Source organism: Ekhidna sp., from assembly GCF_040223195.1.
GTDB lineage: Bacteria > Bacteroidota > Bacteroidia > Cytophagales > Cyclobacteriaceae > Ekhidna.
The window spans coordinates 66617-82125 of sequence record NZ_JAVKDX010000017.1; the positions used below are offsets into that span (position 1 = coordinate 66617).

Annotated in this window: 17 protein-coding genes; 11 read left to right on the forward strand and 6 right to left on the reverse strand. The window is 44.8% G+C overall.

Annotation, left to right across the window (positions count from 1 at the left end; all coding sequences use genetic code 11):
- Positions 1-222: 222 nt before the first annotated feature.
- Positions 223-702, reverse strand: a complete 480-nt coding sequence (locus RLN88_RS10750; RefSeq protein ID WP_350221402.1) for a DUF6913 domain-containing protein — start codon at positions 700-702, stop codon at positions 223-225.
- Positions 695-2776 (reverse strand): NAD-dependent DNA ligase LigA, encoded by a 2082-nt coding sequence (gene ligA / locus RLN88_RS10755; protein WP_350221403.1) that lies wholly within the window; start codon positions 2774-2776, stop codon positions 695-697. The genes RLN88_RS10750 and ligA overlap by 8 nt, the downstream gene beginning before the upstream one ends.
- 96 nt (positions 2777-2872) lie before the next feature.
- Here ligA and RLN88_RS10760 point away from each other — a divergent pair, with 96 nt between their 5' ends.
- Genes RLN88_RS10760 through RLN88_RS10770 form a run of 3 tightly spaced genes read left to right on the forward strand, consistent with a single transcriptional unit; the run spans position 2873 to position 5735 of the window.
- Positions 2873-3514: a TetR/AcrR family transcriptional regulator gene (locus RLN88_RS10760; protein WP_350221404.1), complete on the forward strand. Its 642-nt coding sequence runs from the start codon at positions 2873-2875 to the stop codon at positions 3512-3514.
- 20 nt (positions 3515-3534) lie between these two features.
- Positions 3535-4986, forward strand: a complete 1452-nt coding sequence (locus tag RLN88_RS10765) for a CCA tRNA nucleotidyltransferase (RefSeq protein WP_350221405.1) — start codon at positions 3535-3537, stop codon at positions 4984-4986.
- 32 nt (positions 4987-5018) lie between these two features.
- The gene (locus RLN88_RS10770) at positions 5019-5735 is read left to right on the forward strand and encodes a tetratricopeptide repeat protein (RefSeq protein ID WP_350221406.1); all 717 of its coding nucleotides are present in this window, start codon (positions 5019-5021) and stop codon (positions 5733-5735) included.
- Here RLN88_RS10770 and RLN88_RS10775 read toward each other — a convergent pair whose 3' ends face one another.
- Complete coding sequence (locus RLN88_RS10775; RefSeq protein WP_350221407.1) at positions 5736-6227, reverse strand: SRPBCC family protein; 492 nt, start codon at positions 6225-6227, stop codon at positions 5736-5738.
- Complete coding sequence (locus RLN88_RS10780; RefSeq protein WP_350221408.1) at positions 6220-7440, reverse strand: cation:proton antiporter domain-containing protein; 1221 nt, start codon at positions 7438-7440, stop codon at positions 6220-6222. Before RLN88_RS10780 ends, RLN88_RS10775 begins: the two co-directional genes overlap by 8 nt.
- Before the next feature lie 104 nt (positions 7441-7544).
- Here RLN88_RS10780 and msrA point away from each other — a divergent pair, with 104 nt between their 5' ends.
- The gene (gene msrA / locus RLN88_RS10785; protein WP_350221409.1) at positions 7545-8072 is read left to right on the forward strand and encodes a peptide-methionine (S)-S-oxide reductase MsrA; all 528 of its coding nucleotides are present in this window, start codon (positions 7545-7547) and stop codon (positions 8070-8072) included.
- Here the strand turns inward: msrA and RLN88_RS10790 are convergent.
- Positions 8069-8608 (reverse strand): hypothetical protein, encoded by a 540-nt coding sequence (locus RLN88_RS10790; protein ID WP_350221410.1) that lies wholly within the window; start codon positions 8606-8608, stop codon positions 8069-8071. The two genes, msrA and RLN88_RS10790, sit on opposite strands and share 4 nt — an antisense overlap.
- A gap of 145 nt (positions 8609-8753) precedes the next feature.
- On the opposite strand from RLN88_RS10790, the gene RLN88_RS10795 reads away from it, so the two are divergent.
- From RLN88_RS10795 to RLN88_RS10805, 3 genes are all read left to right on the forward strand, one after another.
- Complete coding sequence (locus tag RLN88_RS10795) at positions 8754-9131, forward strand: rhodanese-like domain-containing protein (RefSeq protein ID WP_350221411.1); 378 nt, start codon at positions 8754-8756, stop codon at positions 9129-9131.
- Positions 9121-9375, forward strand: a complete 255-nt coding sequence (locus tag RLN88_RS10800; protein WP_350221412.1) for a hypothetical protein — start codon at positions 9121-9123, stop codon at positions 9373-9375. Before RLN88_RS10795 ends, RLN88_RS10800 begins: the two co-directional genes overlap by 11 nt.
- A gap of 224 nt (positions 9376-9599) precedes the next feature.
- Positions 9600-10235, forward strand: a complete 636-nt coding sequence (locus RLN88_RS10805) for a carbonic anhydrase (protein WP_350221413.1) — start codon at positions 9600-9602, stop codon at positions 10233-10235.
- Between the two features lie 57 nt (positions 10236-10292).
- Here the strand turns inward: RLN88_RS10805 and RLN88_RS10810 are convergent, their stop codons facing one another.
- Entirely contained in the window at positions 10293-11174 is an 882-nt protein-coding gene (locus RLN88_RS10810; protein WP_350221414.1) for a hypothetical protein, read from the reverse strand.
- Between the two features lie 191 nt (positions 11175-11365).
- Here RLN88_RS10810 and RLN88_RS10815 point away from each other — a divergent pair, with 191 nt between their 5' ends.
- The 4 genes from RLN88_RS10815 to alr are packed head-to-tail and all read left to right on the forward strand — an operon-like array spanning position 11366 to position 15506.
- Positions 11366-12811 (forward strand): sodium:solute symporter family protein, encoded by a 1446-nt coding sequence (locus tag RLN88_RS10815; protein ID WP_350221415.1) that lies wholly within the window; start codon positions 11366-11368, stop codon positions 12809-12811.
- Complete coding sequence (locus tag RLN88_RS10820; RefSeq protein ID WP_350221416.1) at positions 12795-13244, forward strand: GNAT family N-acetyltransferase; 450 nt, start codon at positions 12795-12797, stop codon at positions 13242-13244. The genes RLN88_RS10815 and RLN88_RS10820 overlap by 17 nt, the downstream gene beginning before the upstream one ends.
- Positions 13226-14362: an amidohydrolase gene (locus RLN88_RS10825; RefSeq protein WP_350221417.1), complete on the forward strand. Its 1137-nt coding sequence runs from the start codon at positions 13226-13228 to the stop codon at positions 14360-14362. Before RLN88_RS10820 ends, RLN88_RS10825 begins: the two co-directional genes overlap by 19 nt.
- A complete protein-coding gene (gene alr, locus RLN88_RS10830) occupies positions 14355-15506 on the forward strand; it encodes an alanine racemase (protein WP_350221418.1) in 1152 nt (383 codons plus the stop codon). Before RLN88_RS10825 ends, alr begins: the two co-directional genes overlap by 8 nt.
- The last annotated feature ends 3 nt before the right edge of the window (positions 15507-15509 follow it).

The following is a 15509-nucleotide window of genomic DNA, read 5'->3' on the forward strand; positions in this document are numbered from 1 at the left end:
GGATGTCTTACTTCATTATAACCTCGAGTCAGGATGTACCACCCGCACAAATATTTCGACAGGCTTAATGTTACACCAACCGCAATCTCTTTAATAAAGGAAGTACCAGCCGAACAATCCCAGATTCTTCGCCTCACTCAGGAGAACAGGTGCTATGCTTACCGCAATCGCCCCCCTCTCTGTGCGGAGAGGGCGGTCCGACGTTTCGGTTGGGGGTGAGTTCTAAATCATTTTCAAATACCTCACCATATTTGCTACTGCCTTAGGTTTGCTTTCGTCCATCTTTAGGGCGAGTTGCAGCAAATCGTAGTACTGTTCTGTCTCGAAACCTACTTTGCAGGTGGCTTTGCTGAGTGCCAGCACGTATTTATAGTTGATATTTTCGGAGGTATCCAGGGAAATGAGGAAGTCGAACGTTTGGTTGATGAAGAACGAAAGGTTGTCCTTCCTAATGGTGCCCGTGCCGGAGATATCCTTCTTGTGGAAGATGAGCACATCTTCAGATGGCTTGTCTGCATAGCCGATTTTAGCCACGCTTTTTCCATCGTTTTTGATCAGCTCTTCCAGTTTATTGATGGTCTCAGAGCTGAATTCATTCGAATTGTAAAGTATCCCGATGCTGGAAGACTCAGCGTAGGAGCAGTGTTCCTTGCCGGCAAGTGTTGGCTTGCCTTTGTGGTTAAGGAAAATGTTTTTAATCATTTTCTAAAAGTTCTCTAAATGACGTCTCGTTCAAAATAGTGATTCCAAGCGAATCGGCTTTTTCTTTTTTTGCCGGCCCCATGTTTTCTCCGGCCACCAGGTAGTTGGTCTTGGATGAGATGCTGCTGGCCACCTTGCCGCCCCGCTGCTTGATGATATTTTTCAGCTCATCTCTACCGAATCCTTCGAAAACTCCCGAAACTACAAACGTAAGTCCTTTCAGTTTATCATCCGTGCCTTCCTGCCGCACCACTTCAAATGAAAGGCCTGCTTCCTTCAACGCTTCAATCATGCGGATGCTTTCCTCATCCTGAAAATAGGCAGCCACACTTTCTGCAATGCGTTCGCCAATTTCGTGCACATCCACGATTTCCTCAAAGGACGCATTCATTAGACGGTCAATGGTCACAAAATGTTGAGCGAGTTTTTCGGCTACCGTTTTCCCAACGTACCGTATGCCCAGCCCGAAGAGTACACGTTCAAAAGGAATCTCTTTCGATTTTTCAATGGACTCAATGATGTTGAGTGCAGACTTTTCTTTGATCGATCGCCTGGATACATCGCCGGTGGCTTCATCCACCTCTTCAAACTGCAGGTTGTTGATGTCTTCGAACGTAAGTGTGTAGAGGTCTGCCAGGTTCTTGATCAGTCCTTTATTCAGAAATCCCGCGATGGTCCTGGGCCCCAGCGACTCGATGTTCATGGCATTGCGACTAATGAAATGCTCGATCCTTCCCTGCACCTGTGGGGGACAGGTGTCCCTGTTTGGGCAGTAGTGCTGTGCTTCCCCTTCTTTTCTGATTAGTACCGTGTTGCACTCCGGGCAGTGAGTGATGTATTCCACTTTGGTGGAAGCTGCTGGTCTTTGCTCCAGGTTCACTCCGGTGATCTTCGGGATGATTTCACCGCCTTTTTCCACGTTCACGCTATCGCCAATCCGTACATCCAGCCGCTCAATTTCATTGGCATTGTGCAGGGAGGCCCGCTTCACGGTGGTGCCGGCAAGCAGTACGGGCTCCAGCTCTGCCACCGGGGTGATGGCTCCTGTGCGTCCTACCTGATAGGTAATGTTGTTGAGGGTTGTTACGGCTGACTCTGCTTTGAATTTGTAGGAGATGGCCCATCGGGGGTTCTTTGCTGTGAACCCTAGCTCGGATTGCTGGGCAATGTTATTGACCTTAATTACAATCCCATCCGTCTCTACATGGAGCTTATGTCGCTCCTGATCCCAATGATTGATGTACTCAAAGACCTCATCAATTGTCTTGCATTTTTTATACGTCTGTGAGACATTGAAGCCTGATTTTTCAAGGAAGCGCAAAGATTCCTCATGTGTTTCGAATGTGTTGGAATCATCAAGGTAGGAGTAGAGGTAGCAATCGAGCTTACGGCTGGCCACTGTTTTTGAGTCCTGCATTTTCAGTGAGCCTGACGTGGTATTTCTGGCATTGGCATAGAGTGTCAGCGGGGATTTTCCTTCCAGCTCCCGCTCTTCGTTTTCTTTTTTCACCTGCTCATTGAGTTCGATGAAAAACTCCTTGGGCATAAATACTTCGCCCCGTACCTCAAATGAGGCAGGATAGTCATCGCCCTGGATCTTCAAAGGAATGGATCGGATGGTCTTTACATTGGTGGTGATGTCGTCACCTTTCGTGCCGTCTCCTCGAGTGATCCCTTTGTCTAGTATGCCACTCTCGTATCGCAGGCTGATGGCCACTCCATCAAATTTCAGCTCGCAGATATATTCGTAATCATCCGTGCCCAGTCCTCTTTGCACCCTTCCGTCGAAATCAGCCAGCTCCTCCTTGGAGTAGGTGTTGCCCAGCGAGAGCATGGGGTATTTGTGAGGGACAGTTTCAAAATCTTTAGTGATGTCCCCGCCAACACGTGTGGTAGGTGAATGAGGCAACTTGAACTCCGGATAGTCCTGCTCCAGCTTTTCCAGTTCTTTCAGTTTCTGGTCAAACTCAAAGTCTGAAATCTCCGGTTTACTTTGCTGATAATAGAGGTAATTGTGGTGATTCAGCTCATCGGTGAGTGCCTCTATTTGGGATTTTGCTTCCTCCTTTTTCATCAGCAACAAATCTATTTCATTCAATCAGATTATCTGCGTTTTTTCATTGCCCATGAAGCCTGAGCCTTCTATTTTTGGCGACAAATCAGGCGAGCATTGGATAAGCGAGAACGTATATTAGCGGCGGCCTACGCACATTTTTCAACCAAAGGCTATCAAGCCACCACGCTGGATGGTATTGCCAGCTCACTCAAGATGAGCAAGAAGACTATCTATTTTCTGTTTAGAAACAAGGAAGAGCTGTTTGTGGAAATGGGAAGATGGAAGCTCAGCGATATTGTGCAGGAGTCGCAGGGGATTATAAATTCTGACAAGCCATTTGTATCCAAACTGATCGATTACATCGAATTGATGTATAAGAGTGTCCGGCATATCAGCCTGCCGGTTTTGCGAACGGTTTTTCATGATACCAACAAGCTTTCCAAAATCGTGTCGGATCATGTAGATACTGCGGTATTTGATCGTTTTGCTGCTTTGATCAATCAGGGCAGGGACGAAGGAATGATTGATCAGCGTGTGGATCCGATGGTCTCCCTGATGATGTATAAAGAGACACTGACTACTTTCCTTTTTGGCAAACCACTGGATTATCCGGCGATTGAGTTTGAGAAAGAATTCCATATTTTCCTGAGCAAGCAGCTGAGGAGCTTTTTTCGGGGAATCCTCTCCAAGGAGGGAACCATTCAGTTTGATGAACTTTTTGATGAACGATCTCACCTCACACGGGCGTATGGTTGATAGAAAACTATCTTTGCTAAATGTCAACCACGTTTTCTAAACACCTACAGACCCAACCGATATTTTCCCAGGTATCCGAGGCTGGAAAGAACCTGGGTGTCCCCGTCTATGTGGTTGGTGGCTATGTGCGCGATTTGATCCTAAAGCGACCTTCGAAAGACATTGACTTTGTGTGTGTTGGAAGTGGAATTGAATTAGCAAAGGCTGTGGCTGACAAGCTAGGTGATGGGGCTACTCTCTCGGTGTTTAAAAACTTTGGCACGGCTGCCATTCATTATGAAGGCTTTGAGTATGAATTTGTAGGTGCCCGAAAGGAATCCTACCGAAAGGAATCCCGCAATCCGATCGTGGAAGACGGAACACTGGAGGATGACCAGAACCGCAGGGACTTCACCGTCAATGCGATGGCGATCAGCCTCAATGAAGCGGACTTTGGGGCACTCATCGATCCATTCAATGGAATGGAGGATATGAGAAACATGCTGATGCGGACACCATTGGAGCCGGGAGTTACCTTTTCGGATGATCCGCTGCGGATGCTACGTGCCATTCGTTTTGCGTCCCAGCTTCATTTTGATATTGAGCCGGACACCTTTCAGGGCATTATTGATCATGTGGAGCGCATCTCCATCATTTCCCAGGAGCGTATCACGGATGAGCTGAACAAAATCATTCTGACGGACAAGCCTTCTTACGGGTTTCAGCTTTTGTTTCATAGTGGACTGCTGAAGTTGATCTTTCCGGAAATGGCGGATCTTCAGGGAGTGGAGAAAATTGATGGGAAGGGACATAAAGACAACTTCTATCACACGCTTCAGGTGCTGGACAATATTTGCCAGATGACCGACGATCTCTGGCTGAGGTGGGCGGCCATTTTGCATGATATCGCCAAGCCGGCCACCCAGCGTTTCAATGAAAAGGTGGGGTGGACCTTTCACGGGCATGAAGATATGGGTGCCAAATGGGTGCCGAAGATTTTTAAGCGAATGAAGCTTCCATTAGATGAACGAATGAAGTATGTCCAGAAGTTGGTGCGCTTGCACCTGAGGCCTATTGCGCTTGTAAATGACCGGGTCACCGATTCGGCGGTGCGGAGGATGGTCTTTGAGGCAGGGGAAGATGTGGCGGATCTGATGACACTTTGCAAAGCGGACGTGACCTCCAAGAATCCGGAGCGGGTAAAGAAGTATCAGGGCAACTTTAAGAAGGTAGAGAAGAAAATACAGGAGGTAGAGGAGCGGGATCGGGTGATGAATTTTAATCCACCGGTATCAGGGGAGCTGATCATCGAAGTGTTTGACATTAAACCTTCGAAAGTGATTGGTGATATCAAGAATGAGATAAAGGAAGCGATTCTGGATGGGCGCATCAAGAATGACGAAAGGGAGGCGTTCCATTTGATGATGGAAATAGGCAAGAAATATGGCCTGACCCCCTCAGGAAAATACATTTCAGCCTCCAATCACAAATAGCTATGTTTGCACGCTGTTAGATAATCAAGACTATGAAAAAGATATTGTTTGTACTTAGTGTTTTATGTGTGGGGTTTGCCAGTGGACAGAGCCAGGAGATAGTTCCGGGTGATTCTATCCCGTGGGAGCTTAGGAAACAGTCCTTTATTTATAACTCTGCCAAGATGTTCAACGATCCTGTGGTAGCCAGAACTGCACTTTACAGTCTTTTGGCGGAAAACCCCGGGAATACAGCCCTTTATGATTCGTTGGCTATACTTTATTACGAGTACAATCAGAATATTTCGGCTGCCCTGGTAGCCCAGCAATCCCTTAGAATCAATCCTCAAAATCAGTTTGCCATGGAGGTGGCGGCTGCAGCGTTTGACAATGCCGGCGTGAAGGGGAGAGCCCTTGATAACTACGAGAAGCTATACCTGGCCAATGGTGACATTAACACGCTCTATAAAATTTCCTTCCTTCAATTCGAATTAGCAAGATATGCCGAGGCAAATACCTCGTTGGATATTATCATTGGCGACCCCCAATCAGATGAGGCAACCATCACGTTCCCAACCGCTGACGGTGCGGGGCAGGATGTGAAACTAAAGATTGCAGCCCATCGGGTGAAGGCGATGATTCTTGAGAAAAAGGGAGACATTGATGGAGCAAAAGCCAAGTATTTAGAAGTGTTGGAAATGAAGCCGGGCTTTCAGATAGTTCAGCAGCAGCTAAGAGAGCTCACAAAACCAAAAGAGTCTGGGGAGTAATTACCCCTCGGCCTTTTCCTTTAGGCTCTCCAGCCAGGTGAGAAGCTCGTCATATACTTTTTGGTGATTCTCTGCCAAGACAACAAATGCACCCTCAAATGAGGCACTGATTGTGGCGATGGTTTGGTTATCGTCCGCCTCCAAAGACCACACGTAAATGCGCTTTACCATTTTAGCTTTACTTGTCCAGGCTAGTGTATTGGGCTTTTTCAGGGATTGAATCTGCGAGACGCCCTTGGTCCTGCCTTGTATCCATCGAAATACCGTTCCTTCGGCTACTTCACTTTCTACGGTCACTTTTTTCACGCCAGAGTTCCAGGTCGGCCAGGCTTCCATGTCTATTAAAATACTCCACACTTTTTCAATATCCGCATTGATGACTGTGGAGTGGGAGTCCCGAATACTCGCGTTTTCGTTTATTTGTCCCTTTTGGGCAAGTGCATTGATTTTCTTCATGTCAATTCGATAGGCTGTGATAGCTAAGTTATTCAACTTCGGAAATTTCCTCCCCTTTTTTCTTGTCCTTCTTCATCAAACCTGATGTCATCACCAGGCTGGTCACAATGATGATGAACAGGAGAATCCCTGATTTGAAGTCCTCGAAAAGGAATTCTTCAGGAATGGAATAGAAAAGCAGAAGCGTAATTAATCCTCTTGGGGCGATCGCTATTGCCCTTTTTAGGTTCTCATGCTTGTACGGAAGAAAGGAGACAAACCGTGTGATGTAGATGATCGCCAGAATCGTCGCACTCACTATTGCCACCTTAATGTCCAGCAGAGTGGAAAGGGCTATGGAAAATCCAAAGATTACAAAAAAGAAGGTTCGTACCACGAAAGCAGATTCTATCGTGATCATCAAAAAGGTCTCCCGTATGTTTTCGATGGCCATGGGACGGAGGTATTTTTTCAACCTGCCCACGAAGAAGATTTTATAGTTATTCAATATCAATCCAAAGACCAGAATGATCAATAAAGATGAGAGGTGCATGAGTTTTCCAATACTAAACAGCAAGAATAGCACGCCAATCATCAGAAAGAGTTTGACTTTGGTCTCCAGATTTTGAAAGACATATATGAGAACGTAGGAGAGGATAACCGAAGTGACAATCGTCACCACAAGGCCAAATGTGAAATCCCCTAACACCATCATGTTGCTGGTGGGCTTACCAAGCTCTACGAGGAAATAAAAGATCATAATACCCAGAATGTCAGAAAAGGTGCTTTCGTAGATATGGAACTCTTCATCCTCTTCATTCAGGTTGGCCACCGAGGGGATCACAATCGCACTACTCAAAATGGAGAGCGGCGTGGCATAGATTAGTGCGGTAGACCAATCCATGGATGGAAATGAAAAAGTCAGTATTGCGGCTATAGCAAACATGCAAAGCAATAGCCCGATCAGCGCAATAAAGAAACTTTTTGAAATGAGCCGGTACTTATCCTTGGCAATTTTCAATTCCAATGCTGCTTCCAGAACAATTAAGATCAACCCCAATGTCCCCAACACTTCCAAAATTCGGATTCTGGAGAATATTTCCAGGATGGTGGCTTTCTCTACTCCAAATAGTCCGATGAATTCCCTGCCTAAGACCCCCAGGAATATCAATAGCAAAACGGATGGAATATTAGACTTCTCCGAAATCCTATTAAAGAGATAGGAGAAGATGATAATAAGTGAGGCCGCAATGATGATGTAATACTCCATACCGATTGATTAGGGCTCTAAATTAACAATTCAGATCTACTGAATTGAAATAGGAACTAAATCATTCCATAAGAAGTTAGATTTGCCAACTTATAATTTATTATATGGAAAAAGCAACGTTTGGATCAGGATGTTTTTGGTGTTCTGAAGCGATGTTTCAGCGCCTAAAGGGAGTCTCCAATGTGAAGTCCGGATATGCCGGAGGGCACACAAAAAACCCGACCTATAAAGAGGTGTGTACCGGGGAAACTGGTCATGCAGAGGTCATTCAATTTGATTTTGATCCTGAGATGATTTCATATGATGAGCTACTGGAAGTATTTTGGAAAACTCACGACCCAACCACACTTAACAGGCAGGGAAATGATATCGGAACTCAGTACCGATCTGTCGTTTTCTATCACAATGATCACCAAAAGAGCCTCGCAGAATCTTATAAGAAGAAATTGAGCGAGTCAGACATATGGGCGGATCCAATTGTAACAGAAATATCACCCTTGGATGTTTTTTATGAGGCAGAAGCCTACCATGATGATTACTTTAATCAAAATGGAAACCAACCGTACTGTGCTATGGTGGTAGCACCTAAGGTTGAAAAATTCAAGAAAATTTTTGCTGAAAAATTAGGCTAGCCTCCGTAGTGCTTACTTAGGTGGTGCACATGTAGCCGAATCTTATCAACACGTGAGGTGATATGTTTTACGTATTTATATAGCTCTGTTTCCAGTAGATATACCTGTCCCGAATAGGAGTTGATCCCAACATCATTGGCGGTATCCTCCGAGTGTCGTTCTATATCTCGCATGGCTTTACATTCTTCATTCATGAAGTGTATAAAACTGTTGGAGTCGTATTCTTCTTCAAACTTCTTGATGTCTTTCAGGGTTTTATGAACCTCCTTATCGTCACTTGTCTTGGAAAGCTTTACCAGCACACCATAAAGAACCGTATCATAGTGATGGATATCATCTAGCAGTTTTAATATTTTGGTTCTATATCCTTCATCGGTACACAACTGCTGCAGCCCTGCATAGGTAGAAAGCTTGTCTGCTTCCAGGTCCCAATCGTATGTGATCTGATCAATTTTCTCATCTAAACGTTCGCTTTCGTCCTGTGCCCAGGCTATACTGGCCAAGAGAATTAAGGTGCTGAAAAAAATGGTTTTCATATCTTTAAGCAATTGACTACCGGATTTATCAAATTTCGATCCAAAACGGGTGACCGGGCTAAGGTAAGTAATAGCAACTATCCCTAACCTACGTAAAAAACCTGATTTTTGACTTATAGTTTAATACAACTCATAGATTAGTACGATGATACGAGCGATATATTTTTTATTTGTTTTAGTTGGATGCTCAGCAGCCACGGATCAGAAACCAACCGAACTGGTAAATGCTGAAAAGTTGAAGCAGTTACAGTCTGAAGGGGTGACGGTTATTGATATTCGCACTAGGAATGAATATGATGAAGGTCATATCCCAGGGGTTTTGCATGTTGATTTTTTGGCAGAGGGCTTTATTGATGAGATCAAAAAGCAGGATGTTTTCAAACCTATCGTAATACACTGTGCTAGCGGGGGAAGGAGTGGCAGAGCCTCCAAAATGATGGAAGAGGTAGGGTTTAAGACGATTTATGACTACTCTGGTGGGTTCTCTGATTGGAAAGCAAAAGGATTGGAGATTGAAAAGTAGGTGCATTTCCGGTAAGCTTTCTTTTGCGGTTGAGTCTTTGGCCATAGAAGCTCTGATTCAAAATCATATTAGAAACAGCTATAGGGATGGTCAGGGACCTGTAAATATCTATTTGTGTGAGGATTGTGGCGAGTGGCATTTTACTTCGAAGGGAAGTAAGCATCATCTTCTTAATGATCCGGAAGTACGGGAGCGCATTGATTCTGAGCGAAGAGCGTACGAATGGGAGCAGAGGTTAAAATAAAAAAAATAACCGCTCCGTTGGGCCGAAGCGGTTCGGATCCAACGTTTTTATTATGAGAAGATTAATAATTAGTGATGAATCCAGATGCAAATAGAACGAATTTTATTGAAATAGTTATATTATTTTACATTAACGGTAATTAAACTTCCGAGCCTGTAAACGACCGAATCGGACATCTTTGTACTTATAATTGAATATTTAACAACCTAAATGAAACAATAGGAATGAGAGCATCTTACGAACGACTAATAAAAGGAAACGAAAAGTGGATACAGGAAAAACTTAATCTGGACCCGGATTTTTTCAAAAGGCTGGCCAAAGGTCAGGCTCCCGAGTTCTTATGGATTGGCTGTTCTGATAGTCGGGTTCCTGCTAATGAGATCACCGGTACAGAGTCTGGGGAGATATTTGTGCACAGAAATATAGCCAATCAGGTGGTACATTCTGACACCAATATGCTTAGTGTTTTACAATATGCCGTTGAGTATCTCCATGTGAAGCATATCATCGTTTGCGGACATTATGGATGTGGTGGGGTAAAAGCAGCGATGGACACTACCTATGTGGGTCTCGTAGGACGATGGCTCGCTTATATCAAGGATATATATCAGAATAACATTAAAACCCTGGATGCTATCTCAGATCCGGTGGAGAAGGAAAAGAAAATGGTGGAGCTTAATGTAATAGAGCAGGTTCACAATCTTGCTAAAACCTCCATTGTTCAGAAAGCCTGGAAAAATCGGGAACTTGAAATTCACGGCTGGGTATATTCACTTGAGGATGGTAAAATCATTGATTTGGATGTGGCATACTCAAATATCAATCAGCTTGAGCCGGTGTTTCGTTTTACAGAGATTTAAGAAATATTTTCTTTCGCTAAAGGAGCCATCTTGTGATACAGGATGGCTTTTTTGTGCTCAAAGAGTACTTTTTTGTTTGTAATCATCCAGATCATGCATGAGGTAGTTGATCCTCTGCATATCATTTATTAGTTCGTTTAGGTGAGTTTCTTCAATATCAATATTTGCTTTTTCAGCGAAGCGATCTGTGAGTTCCTTTTCCACAACCATAAAACTATCGATCGCCTTCGATAGCTGTTTTACCAGGCTCTTTGTGCGATAGAGCCGCTGATAGAAATCGGTAAGCATCCGATTGTGTCTCGTGTAGTATTCCAGCGGAGGAGTGGAGTTATTGATGCTTTCCAGAAGCCGCTCAAAATCTTCAATGGATTGGCGGTCGATATACTCAAGCCTGGGGATGAAAGACTTGTCAATATAATTCCTAAGTATGGTTAAAGACTTTCTTAATTCAGTCCCTGACGTCAGCACCTGTTCCTGAATCTTCCTTCTTTTGGTTGGGTTGATGCTGCTGGGGTTGCTTGGTAGGATTCCGCTGACCACACCCCCCAGGCCAAAGATTCCCCCGATAGTTTCAGTTGTGCCTTTCAGTGTACGATAGATACTAAAACCATTTGGAATCAAGGAATAATAGTCTTGGACGTATTGGTCAATGTACCTTGTATGAACCTGAATGCTATCAGGAAGTCTCATGGCATCTTCATATTCATTGATTGAGTTTATAATCGTTTCAATCCGCTCGGTATCTGTGGTTTGGAGCGAACTTTTAAGGTTTTTGGCTTCAAGGTCAAGGTCTGCGACTGCCACATTCAGCTCCCGGTAGTATCTCGGATAGTTAGCTATAGATTCGTAATAATTATTAGACATTTTGAGCTGACTCTTACTCAGTGGTGCACAAGAGGCCAGGAAAAGGATAAGTAGCAGGCTATATTTTGTTTTCACATTCATCGGTTTAAATCTCACAAGTATTTGTGGGAATACACGAAATCACCATGAAACTTTTATCATGCTTCCCGATGTTTTACCTTTGCAAAACACTTTTAACCAAAGCAGCAAGAAGTTATCTTCTTTTTCAAAAACCAAAAGACCTCTCATAATTACCTGCCACGTCTCCTAAAAGAAAGGAGTGGTCTGTGATCTTTGATATAGCAATTTTTGCTATTTACGTTGTTTTGGTTTTCCTCGTAGGGCTCTATTTCTACCGAAAGAATAAAACCAGTGATGATTATTATGTAGCCGGAAGGAACGTTTCCAGTTGGCATATCGGGCTTTCGGTAGTCGCTACGGATGTAGGAGGTGGCTTTTCCATAGGCCTGGGCGGATTAGGCTTCACAATGGGCCTTTCAGGTTCCTGGTTATTGTTTACCGGTCTTATCGGTGCATGGCTGGCCGCAGTAGTATTGATCCCCAAAGTCTATCAACTGCCTGGCATCAAGAAGCTGACTACTTTACCTCAGATATTTGAGCATTTCTACGGAAAAAGAGTAGCTATCCTGGCGGGTATCATCACTACTATTGGGTATCTGGGCTTCACCAGCTCTCAAATCATTGCGGGTGCAAAGCTGGCTTCCGGCACGTTCGTTGGCTTTTCATTTACCCATGCTGTGCTTGTCATGGGTGTGGTGGCGGTGGGATATACCATCCTGGGTGGATTGAAAGCGGTGATTTACACCGATACTTTCCAATGGATCATTCTGATGGCTGGTCTTTTATTCGCAGGGATACCGTTTGCCTTTGAGGCTATTGGAGGATGGGAGGCCATAAATGCCATTCTTGATAAAGACTATCTCACACTCACCAACCTTACATGGCGGGATTTGGTCAACTGGTCGGTCACGATCATCCCGATCTGGTTTGTAGGAATGACCCTTTACCAGCGAATATTTGCGAGTAGAGGCGAGAAGCAAGCGAAAAAAGCGTGGTTTATTGCTGGGCTTTTTGAATGGCCGATGATGGCGTTTCTTGGTGTCATTCTTGGGCTTTTTGGCAGGGTAGCTTATGAGCAAGGATTGTTCGAGGTTGTTGGTTTTGCAGCTTCAGCAGAGATGGATCCGGAACTGGGATTGCCGGTGCTATTGAGAACCGTCCTGCCTCATGGGTTGATGGGGCTCGTTTTAGCTGCCTATTTTTCTGCCGTGATGTCAACCGCTGATAGCTGCCTGATGGCATCCTCTGGTTCATTTTTGACCGATATACTAAGGTTTAAGGATGGAGGAGATGAGGAGATGGACAAGAAATCGCTTAGAGCCTCTCAGTTGGCCACACTGGTGCTTGGTGTGATTTCCCTGGTCATTGCACTTTCTCTGGAAAATGTACTGGAAGCCATGCTATTCTCCTATGCCTTTATGGTGTCGGGGCTTTTTATCCCTATTGTTGGAGCATTCTACTGGAAGAAATCAACCAGAACAGGAGCATTTGTAGCCATGATTGCCGGGGGTGTGGTCACTACAAGCCTTACCTTACTAAAGATTAAATGGCTTGGGTTGGATCCCAACCTCTACGGAATCATAGTTGCAGCGCTATTATTTTTTGGAATTGGACTTATTAAAAATCAAAGAAAAAATGGAAATAACCTTTAAGAAATACTTCCCTGCCCAGACGGTAGGCCTCTATGAAAAAGAGGAAGTGGTGAGCTTCCTGCATCGCCATTTGGATGAATTTGGTGACTCTAAGGAAGATATCAGGAAATGCATCGAATATGCACTAAATGCAGGCAAACACCCCGGAGGACTGATCCTCACGGCCTGGGATGGGAACACCCTCATTGGAGCCACCATCATCAATAAGACGGGCATGGAAGGATATATCCCTGAAAACATTCTGGTTTATATCGCCACACACAATGAATACAGAGGTAAAGGTATTGGTGGGCAGCTTATGGAGCGGGCATTCAAAGAAACCGAGGGGGACATTGCCTTGCACGTGGAGCCAAACAACCCCGCTAAGCGTCTATATGAGAAGCTCGGCTTCACCAATAAATACCTTGAAATGCGATGGAAAAGAGGAGAATAGCGGACTTAACAGCCTTCAGGAGGGAGCTGCATCAGTTTCCGGAAGTATCTCAGAAGGAAAAGGAGACACAAAAGCGAATCCTTGATTTCCTAAGAAGGAATGGGATAAAGGGACAGCAAGCGGGTGGCACAGGTGTGATGGTCGTGTTTGATTCCGGAAAGCCCGGCAAGACGATCATGCTTCGGTCGGATCATGACGCACTCCCAATACAGGAGATCAACGATTTTGATTACAAGTCAAAAAATGAAGGCATCTCTCATAAGTGCGGACATGACGGGCACACAGCAATCATGTGCGGAGTGGCTTCACACTTTCATAAAAATCCGATCAGCCATGGAAAGTTGGCATTGATCTTCCAACCTGCGGAGGAGAATGGGGAGGGCGCCAAGGCAATTCTGGGAGATCCTGCCTTTAATTTCCAGCCTGATCATGTGTTTGCCTTACACAATCTGCCCGGCTATCCGCTCCACCAGATTGTATACAAGGAGCACAATTTTACTGCTGCAGCGAAGAGCATTATCATCAAGCTACATGGTAAAACCTCACATGCTGCAGAGCCAGAGTTGGGTATTAATCCGGCCAAAGCCATTTCTGAGTTGATCAGCTTGTTTGAGCAGGAGGCTCAGCCTGATTTGAAAAGAGATGATTTTGCACTTACAGCTCCAATTTACCTACACATGGGGGAGCGCTCTTACGGCGTTTCAGCCGGATATGGGGAAGTACACTACACCCTCAGGACCTGGAGCAGTGAAGTGATGGACGATTTAGCTAACCGTCTCCTTAATGGGATTGAGGTAATTACCGGAAGTCACAAATTGACCTACACAATTGATTGGGCCGAAGCTTTTGAGTCCAATAAAAATGATCCAAGAGCAGTTAAATACATTTTAGATGCAGCTAAATCGAATGATTTCGATACCCATCAAAGAGAGTGGCCATTTAAGTGGGGAGAGGATTTCGGTCTGTTTACCCAAAAATTCCCTGGTGCCATGTTTGGCATTGGCTCAGGCGAAGACTGTCCGGCGTTGCATAATCCGGATTATGATTTTCCCGATGCGATCATTGAGACCGGCATAAAAATGTTCACCACCATCGTAGAAAAAGCCCTTAATGAATAGCACGTCCTACATTGAACTGAGCAGGGAGGCATACGAAAGCAACCTCCGTTTTCTCCGGTCATTTATCAGTGCGGAGACACGCATCTCTTCGGTGGTGAAGGGCAATGCGTATGGTCATGGTGTCATGGATTTTGTACCTATGGCCGAATCGCTGGGGATTGATCACTTTTCCGTACACAGTGCAGATGAAGCCAAGGAGGTTTTGGATGCCAAAAATAAGCCTGATACGGAGATCATGATCATGGGTTTTGTAGCCAATAATGACATTCTTTGGGCTATTGCCAATGATATTTCCTTTTTCGTATTCGAGTTTGACCGGGTGAAAACAGCTGCGGAAATCGCAAAATCCACTAACAAGAAAGCACGTATTCATATCGAACTGGAGACTGGCATGAACCGGACCGGCTTTGATATGGAAGAGGTGGGACGTCTTATCCCTCTGCTCAAAGAATACCAGGATCACTTAACGATTGAAGGCTTTTGCACACATTATGCTGGTGCGGAGAGTATTGCCAACTACCTGAGGGTGGAAGAGCAAAAGAAGAAATTCAATCAACTGACCCGGATGCTGGTTGATAATGGTATCGAGGCAAAGATGAGACATACGTGCTGCTCTGCCGCATCCATTCGGCTGCCCGATATGCATGGGGACATGGTTCGCATAGGTATTCTGCAGTATGGCTTTTGGCCAAGCAGGGAAATCTTCATTGAATACCTGAAAGGCAGGAAAGATAAGTCCGAACCACTGCGCCGGCTCATCGCCTGGAAAAGCTCTGTGATGAGCGTGAAAAAGGTGGAAATGGGCGAATTTATTGGTTACGGAACCACATTCCTGGCTCAAAGGGATATGAAAATAGCAATCATCCCGATTGGCTATTCACACGGTTTCAGTCGCTCGCTCAGCAATACTGGCAGGGTTTTAATCGGTGGATATCGCGTACCGGTGGTGGGGATGGTAAATATGAACAACATGGCGATTGATGTATCAGGCATTGAAAACGTAAAAAAAGGGGATGAAGTAACTTTAATAGGAAGAAACGGAGATGTCGAGATCAGTGTGGCTTCCTTTGGTGAGCTCAGTGATCAACTGAATTATGAACTATTGACTCGTCTGCCCAGTAGAATACCACGAATAATCAGATAACAA